The organism is Enterobacter sp. J49 (genome assembly GCF_002148625.1).
GTDB classification, from domain to species: domain Bacteria; phylum Pseudomonadota; class Gammaproteobacteria; order Enterobacterales; family Enterobacteriaceae; genus Enterobacter; species Enterobacter ludwigii.
Genome location: NZ_MWPY01000024.1, coordinates 209,872 through 229,934, shown reverse-complemented (window position 1 = coordinate 229,934; position 20,063 = coordinate 209,872). Strand labels below are relative to the sequence as shown.

Genomic DNA, 20,063 nt, shown 5'->3' with positions numbered 1-20,063 from the left:
TGCACAAATGACCCGGGCGCACAGCGCCCGGGCATAAACAATAAAGCAGTACATTTTTATTAGGGATAAGACATGGGAATGAAGATGCCTTACTGGTGGCTCTCGTGCTGCCTGATATCTGTGCCCGCCCTCTCCGCGACGCCGGCGGCGATGATCAATACCGGACAACTCCGTGAAACGCAGGAACTCCCCTCTCTGAATGGCCGCGTGGCGCCTGTCGTCAGCAAGGCTGCCCCCGGCACGCTGCAGCTTGGCGAAGCCGTCAACCGCGCCGTCACCTGGCACCCGGCCATCAGTGAAGCCGTGGGGAAACTCTACCAACAAAGCGAAGAGGTGGATGTCGCCAAATCGAAATACTATCCGCAAATTAATGCCGGCATGGATAACGGTTATACCCATGACGGCGACGATAATGGCTTTACTCCGTCGCTGGTGCTCTCCCTCTCACAAATGCTGTACGACTTTGGCAAGGTGGCAAGCCAGGTGCGTGCAGAAAGTGCCGGCGTCGCCCAGCAGCAGGCCAACGTGCTGGTCAGCATCGACACCATCGCTCATGATACCGCCATCGCGATGGTGCAGGTGCAAACCTGGCAGCAAATGGTCGACACCGCCAAAGAGCAGCTTGAGGCGCTCTCTTCGATTGGTACCCTCACCCGCCAGCGTAATGACGAAGGCGCCACCTCACTCTCTGACGTGGTGCAGACCGATGCTCGTATCGAAGGTGCGCGCGCCCAGTTGATGCAGTACCAGGCCAGCCTCGACAGCGCCCGTGCTACGTTGATGAGCTTCCTTGGCTGGAACACTCTCAACACGATCAGCAACGATTTTCCACAAAAGCTGGCCCGCAGCTGCGACATTGCCGAGCCGGACGATCGCCTGGTCCCGGCAGTATTAGCCGCCTGGGCGCAGGCTAACGTTGCCCAGGCCAATCTCGACTACGCCGACGCCCAGATGACACCGACCGTCTCGCTGGAGCCGGAGGTGCGCCACTACCTGAACGAACGCTATGCGGGTAACGAAACGCGGGATCGCACCCAATACTCTGCATGGGTGAAAGTGCAGATGCCGCTCTATCAGGGTGGCGGCCTCACCGCCCGGCGTAACGCCGCAGGCCACGCGGTAGAAGCCGCACAGTCCACCATTCAGCGTACCCGCCTCGAGGTACGCCAGAAGCTGCTGGAGTCGCGCAGCCAGGTATTAAGCCTGCTGAGCACGCTGCAGATTCAGGGCCGTCAGGAGGCGCTCAGCGCCCGCACCCGTGAACTCTATCAGCAGCAATATCTGGATCTGGGTTCGCGCCCGCTGCTCGATGTGCTTAATGCCGAGCAGGAGGTCTATCAGGCGCGTTTTACCCAGCAGCAGACCCTCGGACAGTTGCACCAGCTGCAGCTCAACTGCCTCTATAACACCGGGCAATTGCGTCACGCGTTCGATCTTGATAACCGCACCATCCAGACCGTGGAGATCCAGCCATGAAGCAACGCGATATCCCGCAAGGTGAGACCATGACGGATGAGGCCCTGGCGCAGTGGGCGCAGGCCTTTGGTTTTGTCGCCACGCGCTACCGCGTCGCCTGCTCCCCCGGTGCGCTGCTCGCGGGCGCGCCGTGGCTAAAAGGCAAACCGATGGTGCCTGCACTGACTCAGCTGGCCCGTGAAGCAGGGCTGTCGTTTCAGCTGCTGACGGCGGATCAGCAGGCGATCAACAGCTGGCGTCTGCCGGTCGTGGCGGCAATGAACGACGGCAGGATCGGCGTGATCGAACATTTCGATGGCGACGATACGCTGGAGGTCAGCTTTTTCGACGATCGGACCTACACCAACCGGCTTTCGATGGCCGCCATGCTGCCCGCCATCCGCCACGTCATTGCCCTGCGCCCACTGTCCGCGCTGAAAGACAGCCGCGTGGATGCCTATATTTCGAAATACCGTCCGGACTGGCTTTACCGGCTGGTAATGCGCGACTTGCGCCCCTACAGCTGGGTGATGCTCGCCGCGCTGTTCATTAACGTCCTGTCCCTGTCGGGGATTGTCTTTTCCATGCAGGTGTATGACCGGGTGATCCCCGCGCAGTCCTACCCGACGCTGTATGTCCTGACCATCGGCGTGCTGATCGCCACCCTGTTTGGCTTTGTGCTGCGCGTGGCACGCGGGCACATTATGGATCTGCTGGGCAAACGCTCCGATCTGCGCGTATCGGATCGGGTCTTCGGTCACGCCCTGCGACTGCGCAACAGCGCCATCCCTCGCTCGACCGGCAGCTTTATCTCCCAGCTACGCGAGCTGGAGCAGATCCGCGAGATGGTCACCTCCTCCACCATCTCCACAATTGTCGATCTGCCCTTCTTTTTCCTGTTCGTGGTGGTGCTGGCAATCATCGCTCCCCAACTGGCGTGGATCGCACCGGTCGCCGCGGTGATCATGGTCCTGCCCGGTCTGCTGCTGCAGAAAAAGCTGGCAGAGCTCGCGAAGCAGTCGGCGCACGAATCCACCCTGCGCAACGCCGTGCTGGTGGAGAGCGTGCAGGGGCTGGAGGACATAAAGCTGATGCAGGCGGAAAACCGCTTTTTGCAGCAGTGGAACAGCTACATCCAGATCACCGCTGAATCTGGCCTGCGCACCCGTGAACTGACCCAGAATCTGATCAGCTGGGGAATGACGATTCAGAGCCTGGTCTATGCCGGGGTGATCGTGGTCGGTGCGCCGATGGTGATCGACGGCACGCTGACGACCGGTTCGGTGGTCGCCGCCTCGATGCTGGCCTCGCGCATGATCGCTCCGATGGCTACCCTGTGCGGCGTGCTGGCGCGCTGGCAGCAGGTCAAAGCGGCGAAAGAGGGACTGGACAGCATTATGCAGCTCCCCACAGAAAACCAGCGTGAGGAGACGCCGATCCGCCAGGACGTACTGCGCGGTCACTATCTTTTCGAGCAGGCGCAGTTCCGCTATCACCCGGAAGATCCGCGCATGGCCCTGCGCATTAACCGTCTGGAGATTAAGCCAGGTGAAAAAGTGGCGATCCTCGGGCGTAACGGCGCCGGAAAATCGACCCTACTGCAGGCGATGGCGGGCGGAATGGATCTCGCCGGCGGTGAATTGCGGCTCGATAACTTCAGCCTCCCGCACCTCGATGTCGCCGATGTCCGGCGCAACGTCGGCTTTATGACCCAGAACGCCCGGCTCTTTTACGGCACCCTGCGCGAAAACATCACCCTCGGCATGCCGCGCGCCACCGATGAGGAGATTTTCGAGGTGCTGGAGTTAACCGGCGCTGCGGGCTTTGTGCAGAAACTGCCGAAGGGTCTGGACTACCCGATTATGGAGAACGGCGTGGGGTTATCCGGCGGCCAGCGGCAATCCATTCTGCTGGCGCGCATGCTGCTTCGCGACCCCAATATTGTGCTGATGGATGAACCGACTGCGTCGCTCGATGAGCACACCGAGCGGGAATTTATCCAGCGTCTGAGCGCCTGGCTTGGCAACCGCACCCTGATTGTCGCCACGCATCGCGTGCCGGTGCTGGAACTGGTGGAGCGGGTCGTGGTGCTCAAAGAGGGAATGCTGGTGATGGACGCGCCGAAAGCACAGGCGCTGAACAACAGCCGCATGCAACAACAGCAGCAGCAGGCAGCAACCGGACGGGAGTGGAAAAATGAAAATCAGTCAGCGTGACGTCGCCGCAATGGACGACCTGGACAATGCGCTCGACTCCGAAAGCGGCTACACCGGCGCGCGGCGGATTGTTATCTTCTCTTTACTGATGTTCGTGGTACTCGGCGTCTGGGCGTGGTTTGGCGTGCTGGATGAAGTCTCAACCGGCACGGGCAAAGTGATCCCCAGTTCGCGCGAGCAGGTTTTACAGTCGCTCGACGGGGGGATCCTTACCGAGCTGAACGTCCATGAGGGTGACCAGGTGCAGGCCGGACAAGTGCTGGCGCGGCTCGATCCCACGCGTTCAGAATCTAACGTTGGTGAAAGCGCGGCGCGCTACCGTGCCTCGCTGGCCTCCAGCGTGCGACTGTACGCCGAGGTAAACGATCTGCCGCTGAAATTTCCCCCTTCGCTGGCGAAGTGGACCGATCTGACCGCTGCCGAAACCCGGCTCTATAATTCACGCCGTGCGCAGCTGGAAGATACCCAGCGGGAGCTGCGTGCGGCATTGGATCTTGCGAATAAGGAGCTGGCGATCACTCAGCGTCTGGTGAAAACCGGCGCCGCCAGCCACGTGGAGGTACTGCGCCTGCAGCGGCAGAAAAGCGATCTGGAGCTGAAACTCACCGACGTGCGATCCCAGTATTATGTGCAGGCCCGCGAGGCGTTATCCAAGGCCAACGCTGAAGTGGATATGGTCTCGGCGATCCTCAAAGGCCGCGAGGATTCAGTGACCCGCTTAACGGTGAAATCTCCCGTGCGCGGGATCGTGAAAAACATCAAAGTCACCACCATCGGTGGCGTCATCCCGCCTAACGGCGAGCTGATGGAGATTGTGCCGGTGGACGATCACCTGCTGATCGAAACCCGCCTCTCCCCGCGCGATATCGCTTTTATCCACCCGAATCAGGAAGCGCTGGTAAAAATCACCGCCTACGATTACGCCATTTATGGCGGGCTGCACGGCGTGGTTGAAACCATTTCGCCGGACACCATTCAGGACGAAGCCAAGCCGGAGGTGTTCTATTACCGGGTATTTATCCGCACCAGCCAGGATTACCTGGTGAATAAAGCAGGCAGGCACTTCTCAATCGTGCCGGGGATGATTGCGACGGTGGACATTAAAACCGGTGAGAAAACGGTGCTGGATTACATGATCAAGCCGTTCAACCGGGCGAAAGAGGCGCTGCGAGAGCGCTAATCACTGGCGGTTTGTTTCTCCGGCCCTCTCCTCGTGGAAGAGGGCCGGAGTCATGGCATCCATAACCCGCAACAATACCGCTTAAGCCAGCGGCGAAAGTCTGACCTCGTTTACCTTTTCCCTTTCCGCCTTCTGTTAAAATAGCCCAAACTCATTTTTCAGGAAGAAACCATGCGTCAACGAACTATTGTCTGCCCCATCATTCAGAACGACGGGGCGTATCTGCTGTGCAAAATGGCCGATGACCGCGGCGTATTTCCCGGCCAGTGGGCGTTATCGGGCGGCGGGATGGAGCCGGGAGAAACCATGGAGCAGGCGCTGCGCCGTGAAATTCGCGAAGAGCTGGGCGACGCGCTGGAGATCACGGAGGTCAAACCCTGGGCGTTTCGCGACGACATTCGGGTGAAAACCTATGCCGATGGCACCACGGAAGAGATTTATATGATTTACCTGATTTTCGACTGCATAAGTGCAAATCGGCAGGTGACGTTTAACGACGAGTTTCAGGAGGTTGCCTGGGTCCGCCCGGAAGCGATCAAAGCACTGGATCTGAACGAAGCCACGCGCATTACCTTCGCACAGAAGGGGCTTCTTTAAGCGCCCACTGCCCGGGCGTTTTGCCGGTAAAGGCCCTGAAAACCTCAATAAACGCGCTGATACTGTTGTAGCCGCACGACAGCGCGATCCAGCCAACCGGTTTACCTGCTGCCAGCCACTCCATTGCCCGCATTACGCGGGCAAGTTGCCGCCAGTTAACAACGTTCATTCCCGTTTCCGCGCTAAACCGACGGTGGAATGTCCGCACGCTCATTCCCGCAAGGGAGGCATAGTGCTCAACCGTCTGGTTGTCGTCCACACGTAGCATCAGATGGCTGGCTACCTTCTTTAATCGGGGATCGGCTGGCATGGGCAGCAGATAGCGCACCTGACGGCACCGCGCCAGTTCATCCAGCAGCAGGGTGAGCTTTCGCGGATCGTACCCGCTTCCTTCAGCGTTTAAGCGTGAAAACAGCGCGCTGGTGAGCTCGTCGGGTTCGAAAAGCGTCGTTTCACCGGGCAGTGCTTCACACCCTGCGGGATCCAGATAGATCGCATGACCGTCAATCGCACTTCCGGAAAAGGCAGCATGCTCCTGACCAGGCGGGATCCAGCCGATATGTTGCGCCGGTACAACCGAACGCCCAGACGCTGTTTCGACAACCAGCAGACCCGTCGTAATCCGCCAGAGCTGACCGGCCTGATGGCTGTGCCACGGCGTATGGTATCCACCTGAATGCAAAAGTGTCTCGAAGCTGACCACGTTATTTGGCCGAAAATCGGTATTCATTGGCTTATTACAGAAACTACGTCTCTGTCTGTCAAGGATAATGGCGGCTCAACGCAACGAGGAGTCATCATGAACATCATCACCCGCCTGATTACCCAGTCTGACAATGCTATTTTGCGTGAGGAAATGTCCCGTTTACTGACCGGCCTGTTTAAAGGCGAGATTGATCCGAAAGACGTTTTTTCGCCAGAGTATCAGCAGATCACGGACGGTCACTCTCTTGATTATTCTGGCTTTATTCAGCACCTGGAGCACGTGCGTTCGCAGATCCGCGATATCGCCTTCCGCGTGGAACAGATAGGGTGTCATGACACACTGCTGGCTGACCGGCATATCGTGACCGTCACGTATCCCGAAGGCCATCAGGCTGAAATAGAGGTTTATATGTTTGCCACGCTGTGCGCAGGAAAAATCTGCCGGATCCACGAAGTCACGCGAGTAGCTAACGGTGAAGCTTCTGCTCGCGCGCTGGCCCATGCAACGGGCTAACGTTACTCAGCCGGTTGCGGTGCGCTGCTGAGATATACCCCTACATAGCGCGTAAACTTCCCGATAAAGACCCCGGCAAATACCCCGCCGGAGACTATCGCCAGCGCGCTCATGGCGGGCTGTTGCAAGGTCTGGGGAGAGAGGGCGTTCATCACCCCCAGCACGTATTTCACCCCAAATGCCAGCATCATAAACGGCAGTGCCGTGTAGTCAGGCTGGCGATAAAGGGTGCGCGGCGCGTCGGTGCGGGTGATGACCGTCTGCTTAATCAGCACATACCCCAGCGCCGCGCCCGCCACAATCCCCGCAACCCAAAGGGCCACCGTCGCGAGAGTAAGATCGCGATAGACCACCAGATCGTAGATATCCCAGATAAGAAAGATGGCAGGAATGATGGCCAGCCTTTCCAGCGTCACGGTGGCAGGCTTACGGGCATTGAGGCCGCGTGAGATAAGAAAGATAAACAGAACCCACACCCAGACGGGGGTGTGCGTGAGGATACCGATCAGAAATTCAAACATGGGATTCACCATGAACGCTTGCGGCGCTGGCCGCACTGCACAAGTAATGCGCATAACAGCACAGGTGCCATTATGCGCAGGTCTGTTACAGCGATTTTTTCAGGCGACGAACCGCCTCTTTCAGCTCTTCATCGGTTGGCGTGACAAACGACATGCGGAGCGTCGTATGGTCTGGCTCATTGCAATAGAAGAACTCACCCGGCACAAAAACCACGCCGTTGCTTAACGTTTTTTCCAGCCAGCACGTGGTGTTGATGCCATTGTTCATTTTGGCCCACAGGAACATTCCGCCCTTCGGCTTATGGAACGTCATGACATCACCCAGTTCCGCCTCCAGTTCATTTGCAAAGGTCTGGTATTTCTGGCGGTAGGCTTCACGGATCATTTTAATCTGATCGGCCAGACGACCGGTTTTCAGGTACTCGTAGGTCATCAGCTGTGACAGCGTGCTGGTGTGCAGATCGGTGGTTTGCTTGAGATTAACCACCGCGCGTTTCAGCCACTCCGGTACCAGCACCCAGCCCACACGAGTGCCCGGGGCGAGGATTTTGGAGAAAGTCGAGGTATAGACGACGTTCTCTTCATTGCCGATATCTTTGGCATGGGCAATTAACGGGCGGAACACTTCATCGGTATAATTAATTTCGCTGTACGGATCGTCTTCGATAATAACGAAGTCATAGCGCTTCGATAATTCCACCAGCTGTTTACGACGCACCTCAGAAAGCGTTACCCCACCCGGGTTACCAAATGTCGGAACAATATAAACCGCCTTGATGGTTTTATTCGCCACCAGCGCTTCAAGTTCATCCACTTTCATTCCGTCGCCATCGGTGCCCACGGATTCAAATTTGGCCTGTGCCAGACCAAATACCTGCAGTGCCGCGAGATACGTTGGACGTTCGACGACGACGGTATCGCCCGGGTTAATTAACGCCCGCGCCAGCACGTCGAGAGATTGTTGCGAACCGGACGTAATGACCACGTCATCGGCCTTGCAGGCGATCCCGCGGCCTTCACAGATGAGCTTAATTTCTTCACGCAGCCCCGGGATGCCTTCGGTCAGACCGTACTGAAAAGCTTCACCAAAATGCTGTGATAATACGGCATCAGCGGCAATTTTCAGGCCTTCATGATCGAACAGTGCAGGGTTAGGAATACCGCCACCCAGCGAAATCACCCCGGCCATTTTGCTATGTTTTAATAATTCACGGATGGCAGATGATTGCAGGCCCTGTGCGCTGCTGGCGAGTTTATTCACAGACATTCTTTGCTTACCTTCTTTTTTATAATGTGCCTAATCTTAGTAGCATAAGTCTGCGGCTTTGATAATTACTTTTCTTCAACTGCATGGCCGAAATATTCCGCGCCCTGCAGAATATGCGCGACAAATTGCGTGAGCTTGGGTAGCGGACGTAAATCCTGGCGCCACAGCAAATGTACCGGTCGTGGCGCAGGCGTGTAGTTCTCCAGCACCTGCACCAGCCTGCCGCTCGCCAGCTCTTCTGCCACCAGCACTTCGGGTTGCAGTAATAATCCCGCCCCCGCTCTCGCCGCCATCCGTAGCCCATAGCCATCGTTGCAGCGCAGAATGGCATCGCGCTTCCAGCGCATCTCGCCTTCAACCCCCGGCAGCCGCCATTCGTTACGTGCGGTCCACACCGTGTGTGACAGGCAGAGATGATCCGCCAGATCGGCAGGCGTTCGCGGCGTGCCGTAACGCGCCAGATACGCCGGGGCCGCGCAGATCACCATTCGGTACGGGCAGAGGTACTTCGCCACCAGATCGTCGTTATGAATATCACCGATGCGAATGGCCAGATCGACCCCTTCATCCACCAGATCCACCATCCGGTTGGTCAGATCCAGCTCCACGCGCACGTCCGGGTAGCGCTGCAAAAAGGTCGCCGTGAGGGGGGCTATCACACAACCGCCAAACGAGGTGGGTGCCGTGACCCGCAAGGTCCCGGCTGGGGCGGCACGCAGTCGCTCAACCGCGCTTTCGGCGATAGAGACCTGCTCCAGCACCCGCTTTGCCTCGTCGAAATAGACCCGCCCGGCGTCCGTCAGACTTTGACGCCGCGTGTTTCGCTCCAGCAGCCGGGTGCCGAGCTGAGACTCCAGCAACGCAATGTACTTCCCCACCATCACCGCCGACATCTCCAGCCGGCCTGCCGCGCCGGTAAAACTGCCGCTCTCAACGACAGCAATGAAGGTCTCCATGCTGCGAAGCTTATCCATATTCCAAACCCCTGGTTAGCAATCCTCTAACTTTAGCCCAGTTTATCTGAGTTTTGATTTATTAAAGAATGAAGGCTCACAACCTAAGGAGTCAGCTATGAAAATCGTGATTATTGGTGCCAGCGGTACGGTCGGTCGTGCGGTAACAGAAGAGCTGAGCCGTCGCCACGACGTGATCCGCGTGGGTCGCACGCAGGGCGACTATCAGGTGGATATCACCTCTCAGGCCAGCGTGCAGGCATTGTTTGAAAACATCGGTGCGGTGGATGCGATTGTCTCTGCCAGTGGCGGCCTGCACTTCGGCCCGCTCGCGACCATGAAAGACAGCGATTTCAACCAGGGCTTGCAGGATAAGCTGCTGGGACAGGTTCGTCTGGCGTTGACCGGCCAGCATTATCTCAACGAAGGCGGCTCCATCACCCTGATAAGCGGGATCGTGGCGCATGAGCCTATCGCTCAGGGGGTGAATGCCACCACGGTGAACGCCGCCCTGGAAGGGTTTGTCCGCGCCGCGGCCTGTGAACTGCCGCGCGGGATCCGCATCAATCTGATTAGCCCGACGGTGCTTACCGAATCAGCGGAAGCGTACGAAGGCTTCTTCCCGGGCTTTGAAAGTGTTCCCGCCGCAACGGTGGCGCAGGCCTATCGTCGCAGCGTGGAAGGAGTGCAGAATGGACGGGTGTATAAAGTGGGTTACTGAGCCTTAGCGGCAGAAATCAGGACCAGCATCGGACGTTCCGCCTCTTCGGCCAGCGCGGGCCAGGCATCAATTTGTGCCTGCGTTGGTCCCCATTCGTTCACTTCCGTTATTGTCAGCCCCGCCTTAATAAGCGCATTGAGCGTGGTACCGAGCGTACGGTGGTATTTGATCACCCCGTCTGCCAGCCAGTTGCTGACGCGCTCGCCCTCATCCTGATAGCGATTAACGCCCCAGAAACGCTCGCCGTTGTCGTCGGTCAGCCAGCCCTGACGTGTGGCGCAGGTATAAATCGGATGTTCCATTGAAAAGACGAAGCTGCCGCCGGGTTTAAGCGCCCGCCGGATTTTCTCAAACAGGGAATCCAGCGCCGGCAGGTAGTGCAGCGCCAGTGAACTGTAGATCAAATCAACGCTGTTCTCAGGTAACGCCAGAGATGCCAGATCGCTGCGCTGATAGTGAATTTTCGCGTCATCCGTCAGTTCAGCCGCCCGGGCGAGCATCTTTTCGGAGAGATCAACGCCGGTCACTTCTGCCGCCCCCAGCGCGCGTGCAGCGCGACAGAACCAGCCGTAACCGCAGCCAAGATCGATAACTGACTTGCCGGATAACGGTGGCAGCATGCTTTTCAGCGCAGGCCATTCCGGTGCGCCGTCCAGACCCTGCACCGAACGCGGTAGCCGGGCATAGCCTTCAAAAAACGCCGGGTTGTCGTAGATGTTTTGTGCCATGACGGACTCCTTTATCGCAACAGAGGCGAGGGTAAAACACCCCTCGCCCGTTGACAACATACCCGTCTGAAAATCAGAGTCTGCGCCGGATCTTCTCCACCATGGCGGCAGTCGAAATCCCGTAACGCGCGTGAAGGGTCGGTAGCGCACCCGCATCAAGGAAAGCATCCGGCAACGCAACGGTGTCAAAGTCGACGTTAACGCGATGGCGCATCAACAGCGACGCCACGGCTTCACAAAGCCCGCCAACGCTACTGTGGTTTTCAGCCACAATAACCAGACGTCCGGGTTTCGCGGCTTGTGCCAGAATGGTCGCTTCATCCAGGGGCTTAATCGTGGGTGAGTGAAGTACCGCCACGCTGACATTATCCTTGCGCAACTGCTTTGCCGCCTCCAGTGCGCGCATGGTCATCAGCCCTGAGGCGATAATCAGCACATCACTGCCCTCTTCCAGCAGCGCGGCTTTGCCTATTTCAAACCGGTAATTGTACTGATCCAGCACCACCGGAACCTTACCGCGTAACAAACGCATATAAACCGGCCCTTCGTGGCTGGCAATGGCAGGCACCGCCTGTTCAGTGTCAATCGCATCGCAAGGATCGATAATGGTCATGCCCGGAATGCCGCGCATGATCGCAATATCTTCCGTTGCCTGATGGCTTGGCCCGTAGCCGGTGGTCAACCCCGGTAGCGCGGCGCAAATCTTGACGTTGAGGTGTTCCTCAGCAATGACCTGATGAATAAAATCGTAGGCACGGCGGGTGGCGAACACGGCATAGGTGGTGGCAAAGGGAATAAAGCCCTCTTTGGCCATCCCACCTGCCGCCCCCATTAACAGCTGTTCCGCCATTCCCATCTGGAAGAAACGTTCAGGGTATGCCTGGGCAAAGATATGCAGGTCGGTATATTTCGACAAATCTGCCGTCATGCCGACAATGTTCTGACGCTGAGCCGCCAGTTTCACCAGCGCGTGGCCAAACGGCGCGGCCCGGGTTTCCTGCCCTTCCTCTGCAATCGAGGCAATCATGGCGGAGGTGGTTAAACGCGGTTTATTTTCGACAGGCTGGCTCATTACAGGACTCCTTCTGGTTTATTCGCATCGAGCACGGCGAGCGCCTTTTGCCACTCATCGGCATCCACGCGAATAAAATGGTTCTTGTCACGCTGCTCGAGGAAAGGTACGCCCTTGCCCATCAGCGTGTCGCACAAGATGACGCGCGGCTGTTGTTCGGGATAGCGTCTGGCATTATCAAACGCCGACACCAGCGCGGGGATATCGTTACCGTTAACGCGTTGTACATACCAGCCAAAGGAGGTCCACTTATCTTCCAGCGGCTCAAAACCGAGGATGTTATGTGAATTACCGTCCGCCTGTTGCCGGTTAATGTCCACCAGCACAATCAGATTCGAGAGCCCATGATGCGCGGCTGACATGGCGGCTTCCCAGGTTGAACCTTCGTCCAGCTCACCGTCAGACATGGAGTTAATTACCCACGCCGTGCTCTGTTTGTGTTTCAGCCCCAGCGCCATTCCCACACCAATGCTGAGTCCCTGCCCCAGAGAACCGCCGGAGATCTCCATGCCGGGTGTATACGTTGCCATGCCGGACATCGGCAGGCGGCTGTCATCCGAGCCGTAGGTTTCAAGTTCCTCTTCAGGAACGATCCCCGCCTCGATCAGCGCCGCATAATACGCAATGGCGTAATGTCCGTGGGAGAGCAGGAAGCGGTCGCGGCCTTCCCACTCCGGCTCCTGAGCCCTGAAGGTCATACCGTGCGCAAACGCAGTTGCCAGCACGTCGGCATAGCCCAGCGCCTGACCGATATAGCCCTGACCTTGTACTTCGCCCATTCGCAGCGCGTAGCGGCGAATGCGCCACGCGGCCGCGGCAACCTGTTGAACTGTCGTATTCGTCATTCTCGTCTCCCCTTAATGGATCAGCATGCCGCCGTTCACGTCGAGCGTGATACCGGTGGAATAAGAAGAGAGATCGCTCCCCAGGAACAGCGCGGCACGGGCAACATCCTGTGCATCACCAAGACGGTTGAGCGGAATACCCGCCAGAATGGCGGTTTTCATCTCATCGCTCAGCTTGCCAGCGGTGATGTCCGTCTGGATAAGCCCCGGGGTGATGCAGTTCACGCGCACGTTATCCGGCCCAAGCTCACGGGCCATGGCTTTGGCCAGCCCCAGCACGCCGGCTTTTGCAGCGCTGTAGTGCGGGCCGCCAAAAATACCGCCGCCGCGCTGTGCCGAAACTGAAGAGATACAGACAATGCTGCCGGACTTCTGTGCGCGCAGAGTGGGAATCACCGCCTGGGACATCAGCAGCGTACCGCGCAGGCTGACATCCAGTACGGCATCGTAATTGTCGCGCTTAATATCCATCAGTTTGAGCGGCTGGGTTATCCCGGCGTTATTCACCAGAATGTCGATGCGCCCATATTGACCCAGAACCTGCTCAATGGCTGCGTTCACCTGCAACTCGTTGCTGACGTTTGCCGCAAGCCCCAGATGCCCTTCACCCAGACATGCAGCCGCACGCTGGCTGGCCTCGGCATCTAAATCAATAATGACCACTTTCGCGCCCTGCTCGGCATATAATTTTGCCGTGGCGAAACCCAAACCGCGCACAGAAGCCGCGCCGGTAATCACGGCGACTTTATCTTTCAGAAGCATATATTTACTCCAGTATTGTAAGAGAGGTTTTATTTATTACTTCGGTTCTTCCAGCAAGATAATCATGACTAATCCAATTGCTGCGCAAATACCGAAATAAATAAAGACAGAATTAAAGCTTCCAGTTTTATCCAGCAGATAACCTGCCAGCATCGGCGAAACAAATCCGCCGAGATTACCGCCGCTATTAATAATTGATGCGGCGATGGGATACGTTTTGCTGTCCGCGACGGCCATTCCATAAGCGGTGAAGGCGGGCCAGCCTATATTCAGACAGAGACCAACAAAAAAGAGGCCGACACAAACCGCAACGGTGCTTTGCGGGATATTCAGCATGATGACCATCATCAGTACGGTGCTGATGGCTGTAAACATCATGGTCGGTTTACGCCTGCGCCCGAGCCATTTATCGGAGACATAGCCGCCAAAAATCGCGCCGATAAAACCGCCGATACACGGCATACTCGCGACGAGGCCCATGCTCATGAACGTAAAGCCTTTTTCTTTCACCAGATAAAGCGGTATCCAGGTCAACAGGCCATACAGCACGCTGACCATCATGAAGTAGGCCACACAGTCACCGAGAATATTTTTCGATGTGAACAGACCTTTTACCGTGCTGATGGGCGACAGATCCCGTACGCGAATCAGACGGTCAAGGCGGGAGAAGCCGGGGGAAATCACGATATTTTCCCGTCTGGCATCCGGTGTCGCCTGACCTGCGGTAATGGTCTCCAGTTCGGCCTTTGACACGAAAGGGCTCTCGGAAGGCCGGGTACGTACCAGTAAATACCACAGGACAGCAATGACCAGCCCCGGAATAGCAAAAGAGAAAAAGACCCAGCGCCAGCCCCAGGTCATGGCAATCCACACTGCCAGCGGCGGCACCAGGATGGGGGCAAACATGGTGGCAGCAATATAGACGCCGGTCGCTGTGGCCTTCTCTTTTGGTGGAAACCAGTTATTGATCGTTGATGCCAACCCCACCGGGCATGGCCCCTCGGTTAACCCCAGCCCCAGGCGGATAAACTTCAGGCCCAGCACTGAGGTCGCAGTCCCCATCAACCAGGTAAACGCCGAGAAGCCAAATATCGACAGCGCCACCATCCCGCGAATGCCCTTTTTGGCGATAAAAAAGCCCGCCGGTATTTGGCTCAGGGCGTATCCCAAAAAGAACATACTGGCGATCGCACCGGCTTCGAAATTATTGATATGAAACTCGTCGATGATAAAAGGAAGTACAGCACCAATATTTGTTCGGTCGGCATAGTTAATGGCATACACAATAAAAATTAATGCCAGCACAACGAAACGGTAATTGGTTTTCTTTGTCGCTATGTAGGGGGCAACTTGTTCTATACGAGACATGTTTTACCTCATTATTCGAACAACGTGAGTCGTTTTATTTATGCGTTCAACGTCAATATATCGGCTATCGAACGAAACACCATTCAATAAAACTCATTTATTGCTGAGATAAATTTGATACGCGATGCAGGTCATAAAAATAAAATGTAACTCTCATCAATATTCATCGATAAAACACTGTGAACAGGATCATGTTTAATCCATTCAGCCGGGTAAAAATTGCTGACGCGATGCCGCAATGTTATGTTTTTTAAAATTGTCTCGTTTAAAAGGAGTGGGCCATGCCCGCGCAGGATCGCCAGACCCTCCCCATACCCTCACTGCGAAATATTCAGTCCTTTATCGCCGTGGCCAACTCTCTCAGTATCCATCTGGCAGCCGAACAGCTTAACGTCACCGCGTCAGCCGTCAGTCATCAGATCGCCTCGCTGGAATCCTGGATGGGGAAGAAGTTATTTATCCGCAGCGGCAAAGGCGTGACCCTGACCCCGACGGGGGAAAAATATCTGCGCGACGTCTCCGCAGCGATGAGCGCCATCGGCCGTGCAACCGAACAGGTGATGAAAGAGGCTGATAATCCGGTATTGCGCGTTCACTCTTCACCAACGTTTGGCCTGACGTGGTTGTTGCGCCGGCTCGGCAAATTTCGCAGTGAATACCCGGATATTACGGTCAATCTTTCCTGCTCCTATGAGAACCTGCAGTTTGCACGCGATAACATCGATATTGATATTCGCCACGGCATCCCGGACTGGGACGCTTACAGGGTCATGACCATTAAAAACGATGCGCTGGTGGTGCTGGCCTCACCGGCATATCTGCGTGCACATCCCGTCAACACGCCGCAGGACCTGCTTTCACAGGCGCTTATCTCGTCGACCAGCACCCTCGTCAACTGGGAAAAATGGTTTGCCTGGCACAATATCGATCGACCCTGGCTCAACTTCAGCCTGAGTTTTGATCGTTCCTACATGAGCTTTGAAGCCGCGCGCATGGGGCTGGGATTTATTCTGGAAAGCAAGATGATGGCCACCGATCACCTGAACGATGGCTCCCTGGTGCAGGTGCTACCAGATGAAACGGGGATCGCCATTAATGCGCATCATCTGGTGATGCCGCACATGAACGAGCGCACCTGGAAGATCCAGCAGTTTGTTGAGTGGATTGATCGCGAGCTGCGTCTGTCGGGGTATCACCTGTAGCAATACCCCGACGTGGCGTCAGGAGACGGTGCCCCACACAAGATGGCCCTTATGGAAGGTCGCGGTACGCGGTGAAATCCGCGCCACGGCCTCGGCGGAACAGGAAGCGTCCACCAGCACAAAGCTGGCATCGTCCTGCGCTTTTGGCCACACGCGCTCGCCTTTGTCGTTCAACGGCAGCACATCACCGGTGGCGATACCCAGCGCGCGGGAGAGCGTCTGTTCATTCGGGCGAATATAGAGCTGGGCGTAAAGATTGGCTTTTTCCAGCATATCGCCCAGCCCATACGGCGACCAGTGGTCAATGACGCTGTCGGTGCCGGTCATGACGAACACCCCCTTGTCACGGAGTTGCTTCAACGGCATATGCAGGGTGCCAATCGGCACCGTAGAGGCAATGGTCACCTGCTGCGCCGCCATGCGGGTGGCGATCTCATCGACCTGCTGCTCGTTGAGCGTGGCCAGCGCGAAGGCGTGGCTGATGGTCAGTTTGCCCTTCAGCGCGGGCGTTTTCTCCACGGTCTCTACCATGTAGTTCACCGCCGCGACGCCTGCCGGGCTGGTTTCATGCAGGTGGATGTCCACCCCTTTGTCATAATCCAGCGCAATCTGGAACATCGTGTCGAGGGATTTTTCCATCGCACCGTCCACGTTAGTTGGATCCAGACCGCCCACGTAGTGTGCGCCAGCCTGCATGGCCTCGCGCATCAGCGTTTCGGAGTGCGATAACAGCAAGCCGTGCTGCGGGAAGGCGACAATTTCACAGTCAAACCCCGGCTTGCGGCGCGCTAAGACGGCCTGGAGATTTTCCAGATTCTTCAGGCCGGATGTCGGCTCAATATTGCAGTGGCTGCGGGCGAGAGTGGAGCCTTTCGACTGGATCAGGTCGATAAGCTTTTCCGCACGCTCCTGCGTGTAGGGCTGTAACTCTGGCAGCAATTTTTGTTCAAGACGGATCATGTCCTGAATGGTCGTGCCCGCCGGGCGGTTAAGGGAATGCCAGGGACCGCCGTAAAAGGTTTTATCCAGGTGAATATGCATGTCGCGCATCGCCGGCAGCATCAGCTTACTGCCTGCATCATAGTGTGGCAGCGTGGCATCGCCATGGCTTTTGTTATCACGCAGGGCGACAATTTTGCCGTCATTAATTTCGAGTGTTTTCAGCTCGGTGCGGGTGCTTGTCGCCACGCCGCCGTCAACGTTGAACCCGGCCTCCAGCAGCACGTTATCCAGGTAGTAGTGTCTGGCGGTAATGTTCATCGGTTTGCCTGTCTCACAACGTGGTTTCGCGGTCTCTGCAGCATACGCGACGGAGCCGGTGGTGCCAAACAGGGCGCAGGCGGTAACCATTTTGCCGCTCTGGCTAATAAACTCGCGTCGGCTTTTATTCTCACTCATCTTCTCTTCCTTTTACTTACGCATTCACAATGTGGGTACCGGTCTCACCGCGCAGCGCCGCAGGCAGGCAGTCCGGCGAGGTGATGACCACGCGCTTGCCGCCGTCGTTCAGAAACGCCAGCGAGGCGACGATCTTCGGCAGCATGCTGCCCGCCGGGAAGTGCCCCTCCGCCACGTAGCGTTTCATCTGCGCCACATTCACCGTATCCAGCGCCTGCTGGTCCGGCTTACCAAAGTTGATGCACACTTTCTCCACCCCGGTGGTGATCACCAGCACGTCGGCATGGATCTCGCGGGCCAGCAGCGCGGTCGAGAGATCTTTATCAATCACCGCATCGACGCTCTGGTAATCCCCCTGCGCTGTGCGCACCACCGGAATACCACCACCGCCCGCCGCGATCACCACAAAGCCTTTTTGCGTCAGGGTCTTGATAGCCTCTGCTTCAACGATACGCAGCGGCTGCGGTGAGGCCACCACCCGGCGATAACCGCGCCCGGCGTCTTCAACAAAATGCCAGTCAGGATGGGCATGCTGGAGCGCATCACGCTGCGTCTCACTGAAAAACGCGCCGATAGGTTTGGTGGGATGGGCGAAACCCGGATCGTGTTTATCCACTTCCACCTGCGTGACGACCGTGACCGCTTTTTGCTCGCCGTGGGCGGCCATGCGGTTATTGAGCGCCTGCTGGATCAGGTAGCCGATACCGCCCTGGGTATCCGCCACGCAGTTTGCCAGCGGCGTGAGGGGTAGCCCTTCCCGCTCGTGAGCAATTTCAGCGCGGCGCAGATCCAGCCCCACCTGGGGGCCGTTACCGTGAGTGAGCACGATGTCATAGTCAGACGCCAGCATCTCCAGCACTGACTCTGCAACCAATTTCACGGCCTGTGACTGGTGTTCAATGGACTGACTGGCGTTATCTTTGATAATGCTGTTGCCGCCAATGGCGACGACCATGAGCTCTTTCATAGTGTTTCCTTTGAAATGGTGCGGGGTGAGGACATCAGCCATTATCAGGACTCCGAAACCGGCGCTGCCGCGCTCACCACGTCGCGGCTATCAAGAAAATGCTTCACCACAAACATGCCCCCCATCATCAGGTAGGCCGTGACAAACATCAGCGAACTGCCTTCGGCAAAGCCAACCACTGGCGCGTGGATCACGCCGAACAGCGCCAGCAACGCCCCAACGGCGGCGGCCACGGCTCCGCGCAGCGGTTTGTTGATGATGGCGAAGATAGCGATGCAGCCCCACAGCATGCTGGCGAGCGGTGCGCCGTTACCCAGATGCACCAGTCCCTGGTAGTAGATCCCTTTGCTGTGCAGCACGTCGGTGCCAATTTTCGCCGCACTGGTCCCCGCCGCGCCCATCACGCTGTTCATCATGGTCAGCGCCCAGTTAGCGATCCACGGGAACAGGCAGATGAAGATCACGGGGACCTCCACTTTGGGCGTTTCCCTTACTACCTGGTTAGCGGTCACCACCCCGATAAACACCAGAATCGGCACGATGGCGGTCATCGGTATGATGGCGAGCATAAACGCCCCCAGCCCGAACAGCGGCACGATAAACATGGTCACACCGGAGGCCAGCGTGTAGCCAATGCTGGCCCCCATCGCTTTCCAGCCCGCGTGGCCGACGTAAACCGTCACCGGGAACGGGTTACCCATCAGACACCCGAGCATGGAGGCCAGCCCGTTTGCCAGCATCACCTTGCGGGTCGGGTACTCATCCCCCGCCGCGTGGGCGCTTTCGATGTTTTCCAGGTCAAAAATGTAGTTCGCCAGACCCAGCGGGACGGCAGAAGCCAGGTACGGTAATGCGTGCGGCAGTCCCTGCATAAAGCTGTCGACATGCACTTCCGGCGGGTTAAAGCCAAACGACGACATTGAGGCTTTGATGGCCTCCGGGCTTTGCAGACCGGAGATCCACGCCAGCGCGGTACCGGCAATCAGCAAGAGCAGGCCGGTCGGGATTTTGGCGAAGATCGGCTTTTTACCAAACCAGTTAATAAAGATCAGCAGCAGCACGATGAACGACACGGTAGGTGCCTCAAACGCCTGCAGCATCGGGTTCATCGCCAGCAGCAGCAGGCCCAGCCCGGACAGGCACGACAACAGGACGGTACGCGGGATCATCTTGCGGATGGTTTCCCCAAGGAACGAACCGCCCGCCAGAATCATCGCCTCCACGAAGCACCACACCAGACCAATCTGGATAGCGAAATCCGCATCACCGGTTTGCTGGTAGACCGGCATCAGCACCAGAAAGGTCACGGTGAAAATTGACGGCGCGCTTGGGCCAGACGGCAGCGCGGTGACATCCGTACGCCCGGTCTGGCGCGCCATCTGCAGGCCAAACCACGCGTAGCAGACGCTCGCGACCAGCACCGCCAGCCCGAAGGCTGGCGCAATGCGTCCATAAACAATCTCCTTCGGGATGCCGACGACAAAAATGAGCAGCCCCATCATGGTCAGCAAATTGGTCAGGTTGTTGGTCATCAACCCGAAATACGCCGCCCAGTCACCTCTTTTCCACTCCAGTTTCATGTTTTTCATGGA

Annotated in this window: 19 protein-coding genes; 7 read left to right on the top strand and 12 right to left on the bottom strand. The window is 57.2% G+C overall.

All coding sequences use genetic code 11. The features are described from left to right. Nucleotides 1-72 precede the first annotated feature (72 nt). From BJP35_RS06505 to nudI, 4 genes are all read left to right on the top strand, one after another. Complete coding sequence (locus BJP35_RS06505; RefSeq protein ID WP_047742234.1) at nucleotides 73-1,476, top strand: TolC family outer membrane protein; 1,404 nt, start codon at nucleotides 73-75, stop codon at nucleotides 1,474-1,476. Beyond that, the gene (locus BJP35_RS06500) at nucleotides 1,473-3,671 is read left to right on the top strand and encodes a type I secretion system permease/ATPase (RefSeq protein WP_047742233.1); all 2,199 of its coding nucleotides are present in this window, start codon (nucleotides 1,473-1,475) and stop codon (nucleotides 3,669-3,671) included. Before BJP35_RS06505 ends, BJP35_RS06500 begins: the two co-directional genes overlap by 4 nt. A 10-nt stretch (nucleotides 3,672-3,681) precedes the next feature. Further along, nucleotides 3,682-4,851 (top strand): HlyD family efflux transporter periplasmic adaptor subunit, encoded by a 1,170-nt coding sequence (locus BJP35_RS06495; RefSeq protein WP_086462978.1) that lies wholly within the window; start codon nucleotides 3,682-3,684, stop codon nucleotides 4,849-4,851. A 171-nt stretch (nucleotides 4,852-5,022) separates the two neighbouring features. Further along, a complete protein-coding gene (nudI, locus tag BJP35_RS06490; RefSeq protein ID WP_032680438.1) occupies nucleotides 5,023-5,448 on the top strand; it encodes a nucleoside triphosphatase NudI in 426 nt (141 codons plus the stop codon). Here nudI and BJP35_RS06485 read toward each other — a convergent pair. Further along, nucleotides 5,420-6,178 (bottom strand): helix-turn-helix domain-containing protein, encoded by a 759-nt coding sequence (locus BJP35_RS06485; protein WP_240485673.1) that lies wholly within the window; start codon nucleotides 6,176-6,178, stop codon nucleotides 5,420-5,422. The two genes, nudI and BJP35_RS06485, sit on opposite strands and share 29 nt — an antisense overlap. A gap of 69 nt (nucleotides 6,179-6,247) precedes the next feature. Between BJP35_RS06485 and BJP35_RS06480 the strand changes: the two genes are divergently transcribed. Continuing rightward, entirely contained in the window at nucleotides 6,248-6,667 is a 420-nt protein-coding gene (locus tag BJP35_RS06480; RefSeq protein ID WP_020883886.1) for a hypothetical protein, read from the top strand. Nucleotides 6,668-6,669: 2 nt separating this feature from the next. Here the strand turns inward: BJP35_RS06480 and BJP35_RS06475 are convergent, their stop codons facing one another. The 3 genes from BJP35_RS06475 to BJP35_RS06465 all read right to left on the bottom strand — a co-directional run bounded on the left by BJP35_RS06475 (nucleotide 6,670) and on the right by BJP35_RS06465 (nucleotide 9,429). Beyond that, a complete protein-coding gene (locus tag BJP35_RS06475) occupies nucleotides 6,670-7,188 on the bottom strand; it encodes a DUF6622 family protein (RefSeq protein WP_047366118.1) in 519 nt (172 codons plus the stop codon). Between the two features lie 85 nt (nucleotides 7,189-7,273). Continuing rightward, complete coding sequence (locus BJP35_RS06470; protein WP_047742230.1) at nucleotides 7,274-8,455, bottom strand: PLP-dependent aminotransferase family protein; 1,182 nt, start codon at nucleotides 8,453-8,455, stop codon at nucleotides 7,274-7,276. Nucleotides 8,456-8,520: 65 nt separating this feature from the next. Next, complete coding sequence (locus BJP35_RS06465) at nucleotides 8,521-9,429, bottom strand: LysR family transcriptional regulator (RefSeq protein WP_032678815.1); 909 nt, start codon at nucleotides 9,427-9,429, stop codon at nucleotides 8,521-8,523. Nucleotides 9,430-9,526: 97 nt separating this feature from the next. Between BJP35_RS06465 and BJP35_RS06460 the strand changes: the two genes are divergently transcribed. Continuing rightward, nucleotides 9,527-10,129, top strand: coding sequence for a short chain dehydrogenase (locus BJP35_RS06460; protein ID WP_025203409.1), 603 nt, complete (start codon nucleotides 9,527-9,529; stop codon nucleotides 10,127-10,129). On the opposite strand, the gene BJP35_RS06455 is transcribed toward BJP35_RS06460, so the two are convergent. From BJP35_RS06455 to BJP35_RS06435, 5 genes are all read right to left on the bottom strand, one after another. Further along, nucleotides 10,123-10,857: a class I SAM-dependent methyltransferase gene (locus tag BJP35_RS06455; protein WP_047742228.1), complete on the bottom strand. Its 735-nt coding sequence runs from the start codon at nucleotides 10,855-10,857 to the stop codon at nucleotides 10,123-10,125. The two genes, BJP35_RS06460 and BJP35_RS06455, sit on opposite strands and share 7 nt — an antisense overlap. A 73-nt stretch (nucleotides 10,858-10,930) precedes the next feature. After that, nucleotides 10,931-11,929 (bottom strand): transketolase family protein, encoded by a 999-nt coding sequence (locus tag BJP35_RS06450; protein ID WP_020883880.1) that lies wholly within the window; start codon nucleotides 11,927-11,929, stop codon nucleotides 10,931-10,933. Next, complete coding sequence (locus BJP35_RS06445; RefSeq protein ID WP_047742226.1) at nucleotides 11,929-12,774, bottom strand: transketolase; 846 nt, start codon at nucleotides 12,772-12,774, stop codon at nucleotides 11,929-11,931. Before BJP35_RS06445 ends, BJP35_RS06450 begins: the two co-directional genes overlap by 1 nt. A gap of 12 nt (nucleotides 12,775-12,786) precedes the next feature. Beyond that, on the bottom strand, nucleotides 12,787-13,536 hold the full coding sequence (locus BJP35_RS06440) for an SDR family NAD(P)-dependent oxidoreductase (protein ID WP_047742224.1): 750 nt from the start codon (nucleotides 13,534-13,536) through the stop codon (nucleotides 12,787-12,789). A gap of 36 nt (nucleotides 13,537-13,572) precedes the next feature. Then, nucleotides 13,573-14,904 (bottom strand): MFS transporter, encoded by a 1,332-nt coding sequence (locus BJP35_RS06435; RefSeq protein ID WP_032678819.1) that lies wholly within the window; start codon nucleotides 14,902-14,904, stop codon nucleotides 13,573-13,575. 281 nt (nucleotides 14,905-15,185) lie between these two features. Here BJP35_RS06435 and BJP35_RS06430 point away from each other — a divergent pair, with 281 nt between their 5' ends. Next, nucleotides 15,186-16,106: a LysR substrate-binding domain-containing protein gene (locus tag BJP35_RS06430; RefSeq protein WP_020883878.1), complete on the top strand. Its 921-nt coding sequence runs from the start codon at nucleotides 15,186-15,188 to the stop codon at nucleotides 16,104-16,106. A gap of 18 nt (nucleotides 16,107-16,124) precedes the next feature. On the opposite strand, the gene BJP35_RS06425 is transcribed toward BJP35_RS06430, so the two are convergent. From BJP35_RS06425 to BJP35_RS06415, 3 genes are read right to left on the bottom strand one after another with little or no spacing between them, the layout of a single operon-like run. Beyond that, entirely contained in the window at nucleotides 16,125-17,504 is a 1,380-nt protein-coding gene (locus BJP35_RS06425; RefSeq protein ID WP_020883877.1) for an amidohydrolase family protein, read from the bottom strand. A gap of 16 nt (nucleotides 17,505-17,520) precedes the next feature. Beyond that, the gene (locus BJP35_RS06420; protein ID WP_047742221.1) at nucleotides 17,521-18,471 is read right to left on the bottom strand and encodes a carbamate kinase family protein; all 951 of its coding nucleotides are present in this window, start codon (nucleotides 18,469-18,471) and stop codon (nucleotides 17,521-17,523) included. Between the two features lie 44 nt (nucleotides 18,472-18,515). Further along, nucleotides 18,516-20,060 (bottom strand): hypothetical protein, encoded by a 1,545-nt coding sequence (locus tag BJP35_RS06415; protein ID WP_047742219.1) that lies wholly within the window; start codon nucleotides 20,058-20,060, stop codon nucleotides 18,516-18,518. Between the last annotated feature and the right edge of the window lie 3 nt (nucleotides 20,061-20,063).

Excerpts from the sequence above, each read along its gene's own strand:
- BJP35_RS06505 (WP_047742234.1), top strand. The coding sequence starts at position 73 with ATGGGAATGAAGATGCCTTACTGGTGGCTCTCGTGCTGCCTGATATCT.
- BJP35_RS06500 (WP_047742233.1), top strand. The coding sequence starts at position 1,473 with ATGAAGCAACGCGATATCCCGCAAGGTGAGACCATGACGGATGAGGCC.
- BJP35_RS06495 (WP_086462978.1), top strand. The coding sequence starts at position 3,682 with ATGGACGACCTGGACAATGCGCTCGACTCCGAAAGCGGCTACACCGGC.
- nudI (WP_032680438.1), top strand. The coding sequence starts at position 5,023 with ATGCGTCAACGAACTATTGTCTGCCCCATCATTCAGAACGACGGGGCG.
- BJP35_RS06485 (WP_240485673.1), bottom strand. The coding sequence starts at position 6,178 with ATGAATACCGATTTTCGGCCAAATAACGTGGTCAGCTTCGAGACACTT.
- BJP35_RS06480 (WP_020883886.1), top strand. The coding sequence starts at position 6,248 with ATGAACATCATCACCCGCCTGATTACCCAGTCTGACAATGCTATTTTG.
- BJP35_RS06475 (WP_047366118.1), bottom strand. The coding sequence starts at position 7,188 with ATGTTTGAATTTCTGATCGGTATCCTCACGCACACCCCCGTCTGGGTG.
- BJP35_RS06470 (WP_047742230.1), bottom strand. The coding sequence starts at position 8,455 with ATGTCTGTGAATAAACTCGCCAGCAGCGCACAGGGCCTGCAATCATCT.
- BJP35_RS06465 (WP_032678815.1), bottom strand. The coding sequence starts at position 9,429 with ATGGATAAGCTTCGCAGCATGGAGACCTTCATTGCTGTCGTTGAGAGC.
- BJP35_RS06460 (WP_025203409.1), top strand. The coding sequence starts at position 9,527 with ATGAAAATCGTGATTATTGGTGCCAGCGGTACGGTCGGTCGTGCGGTA.
- BJP35_RS06455 (WP_047742228.1), bottom strand. The coding sequence starts at position 10,857 with ATGGCACAAAACATCTACGACAACCCGGCGTTTTTTGAAGGCTATGCC.
- BJP35_RS06450 (WP_020883880.1), bottom strand. The coding sequence starts at position 11,929 with ATGAGCCAGCCTGTCGAAAATAAACCGCGTTTAACCACCTCCGCCATG.
- BJP35_RS06445 (WP_047742226.1), bottom strand. The coding sequence starts at position 12,774 with ATGACGAATACGACAGTTCAACAGGTTGCCGCGGCCGCGTGGCGCATT.
- BJP35_RS06440 (WP_047742224.1), bottom strand. The coding sequence starts at position 13,536 with ATGCTTCTGAAAGATAAAGTCGCCGTGATTACCGGCGCGGCTTCTGTG.
- BJP35_RS06435 (WP_032678819.1), bottom strand. The coding sequence starts at position 14,904 with ATGTCTCGTATAGAACAAGTTGCCCCCTACATAGCGACAAAGAAAACC.
- BJP35_RS06430 (WP_020883878.1), top strand. The coding sequence starts at position 15,186 with ATGCCCGCGCAGGATCGCCAGACCCTCCCCATACCCTCACTGCGAAAT.
- BJP35_RS06425 (WP_020883877.1), bottom strand. The coding sequence starts at position 17,504 with ATGAGTGAGAATAAAAGCCGACGCGAGTTTATTAGCCAGAGCGGCAAA.
- BJP35_RS06420 (WP_047742221.1), bottom strand. The coding sequence starts at position 18,471 with ATGAAAGAGCTCATGGTCGTCGCCATTGGCGGCAACAGCATTATCAAA.
- BJP35_RS06415 (WP_047742219.1), bottom strand. The coding sequence starts at position 20,060 with ATGAAAAACATGAAACTGGAGTGGAAAAGAGGTGACTGGGCGGCGTAT.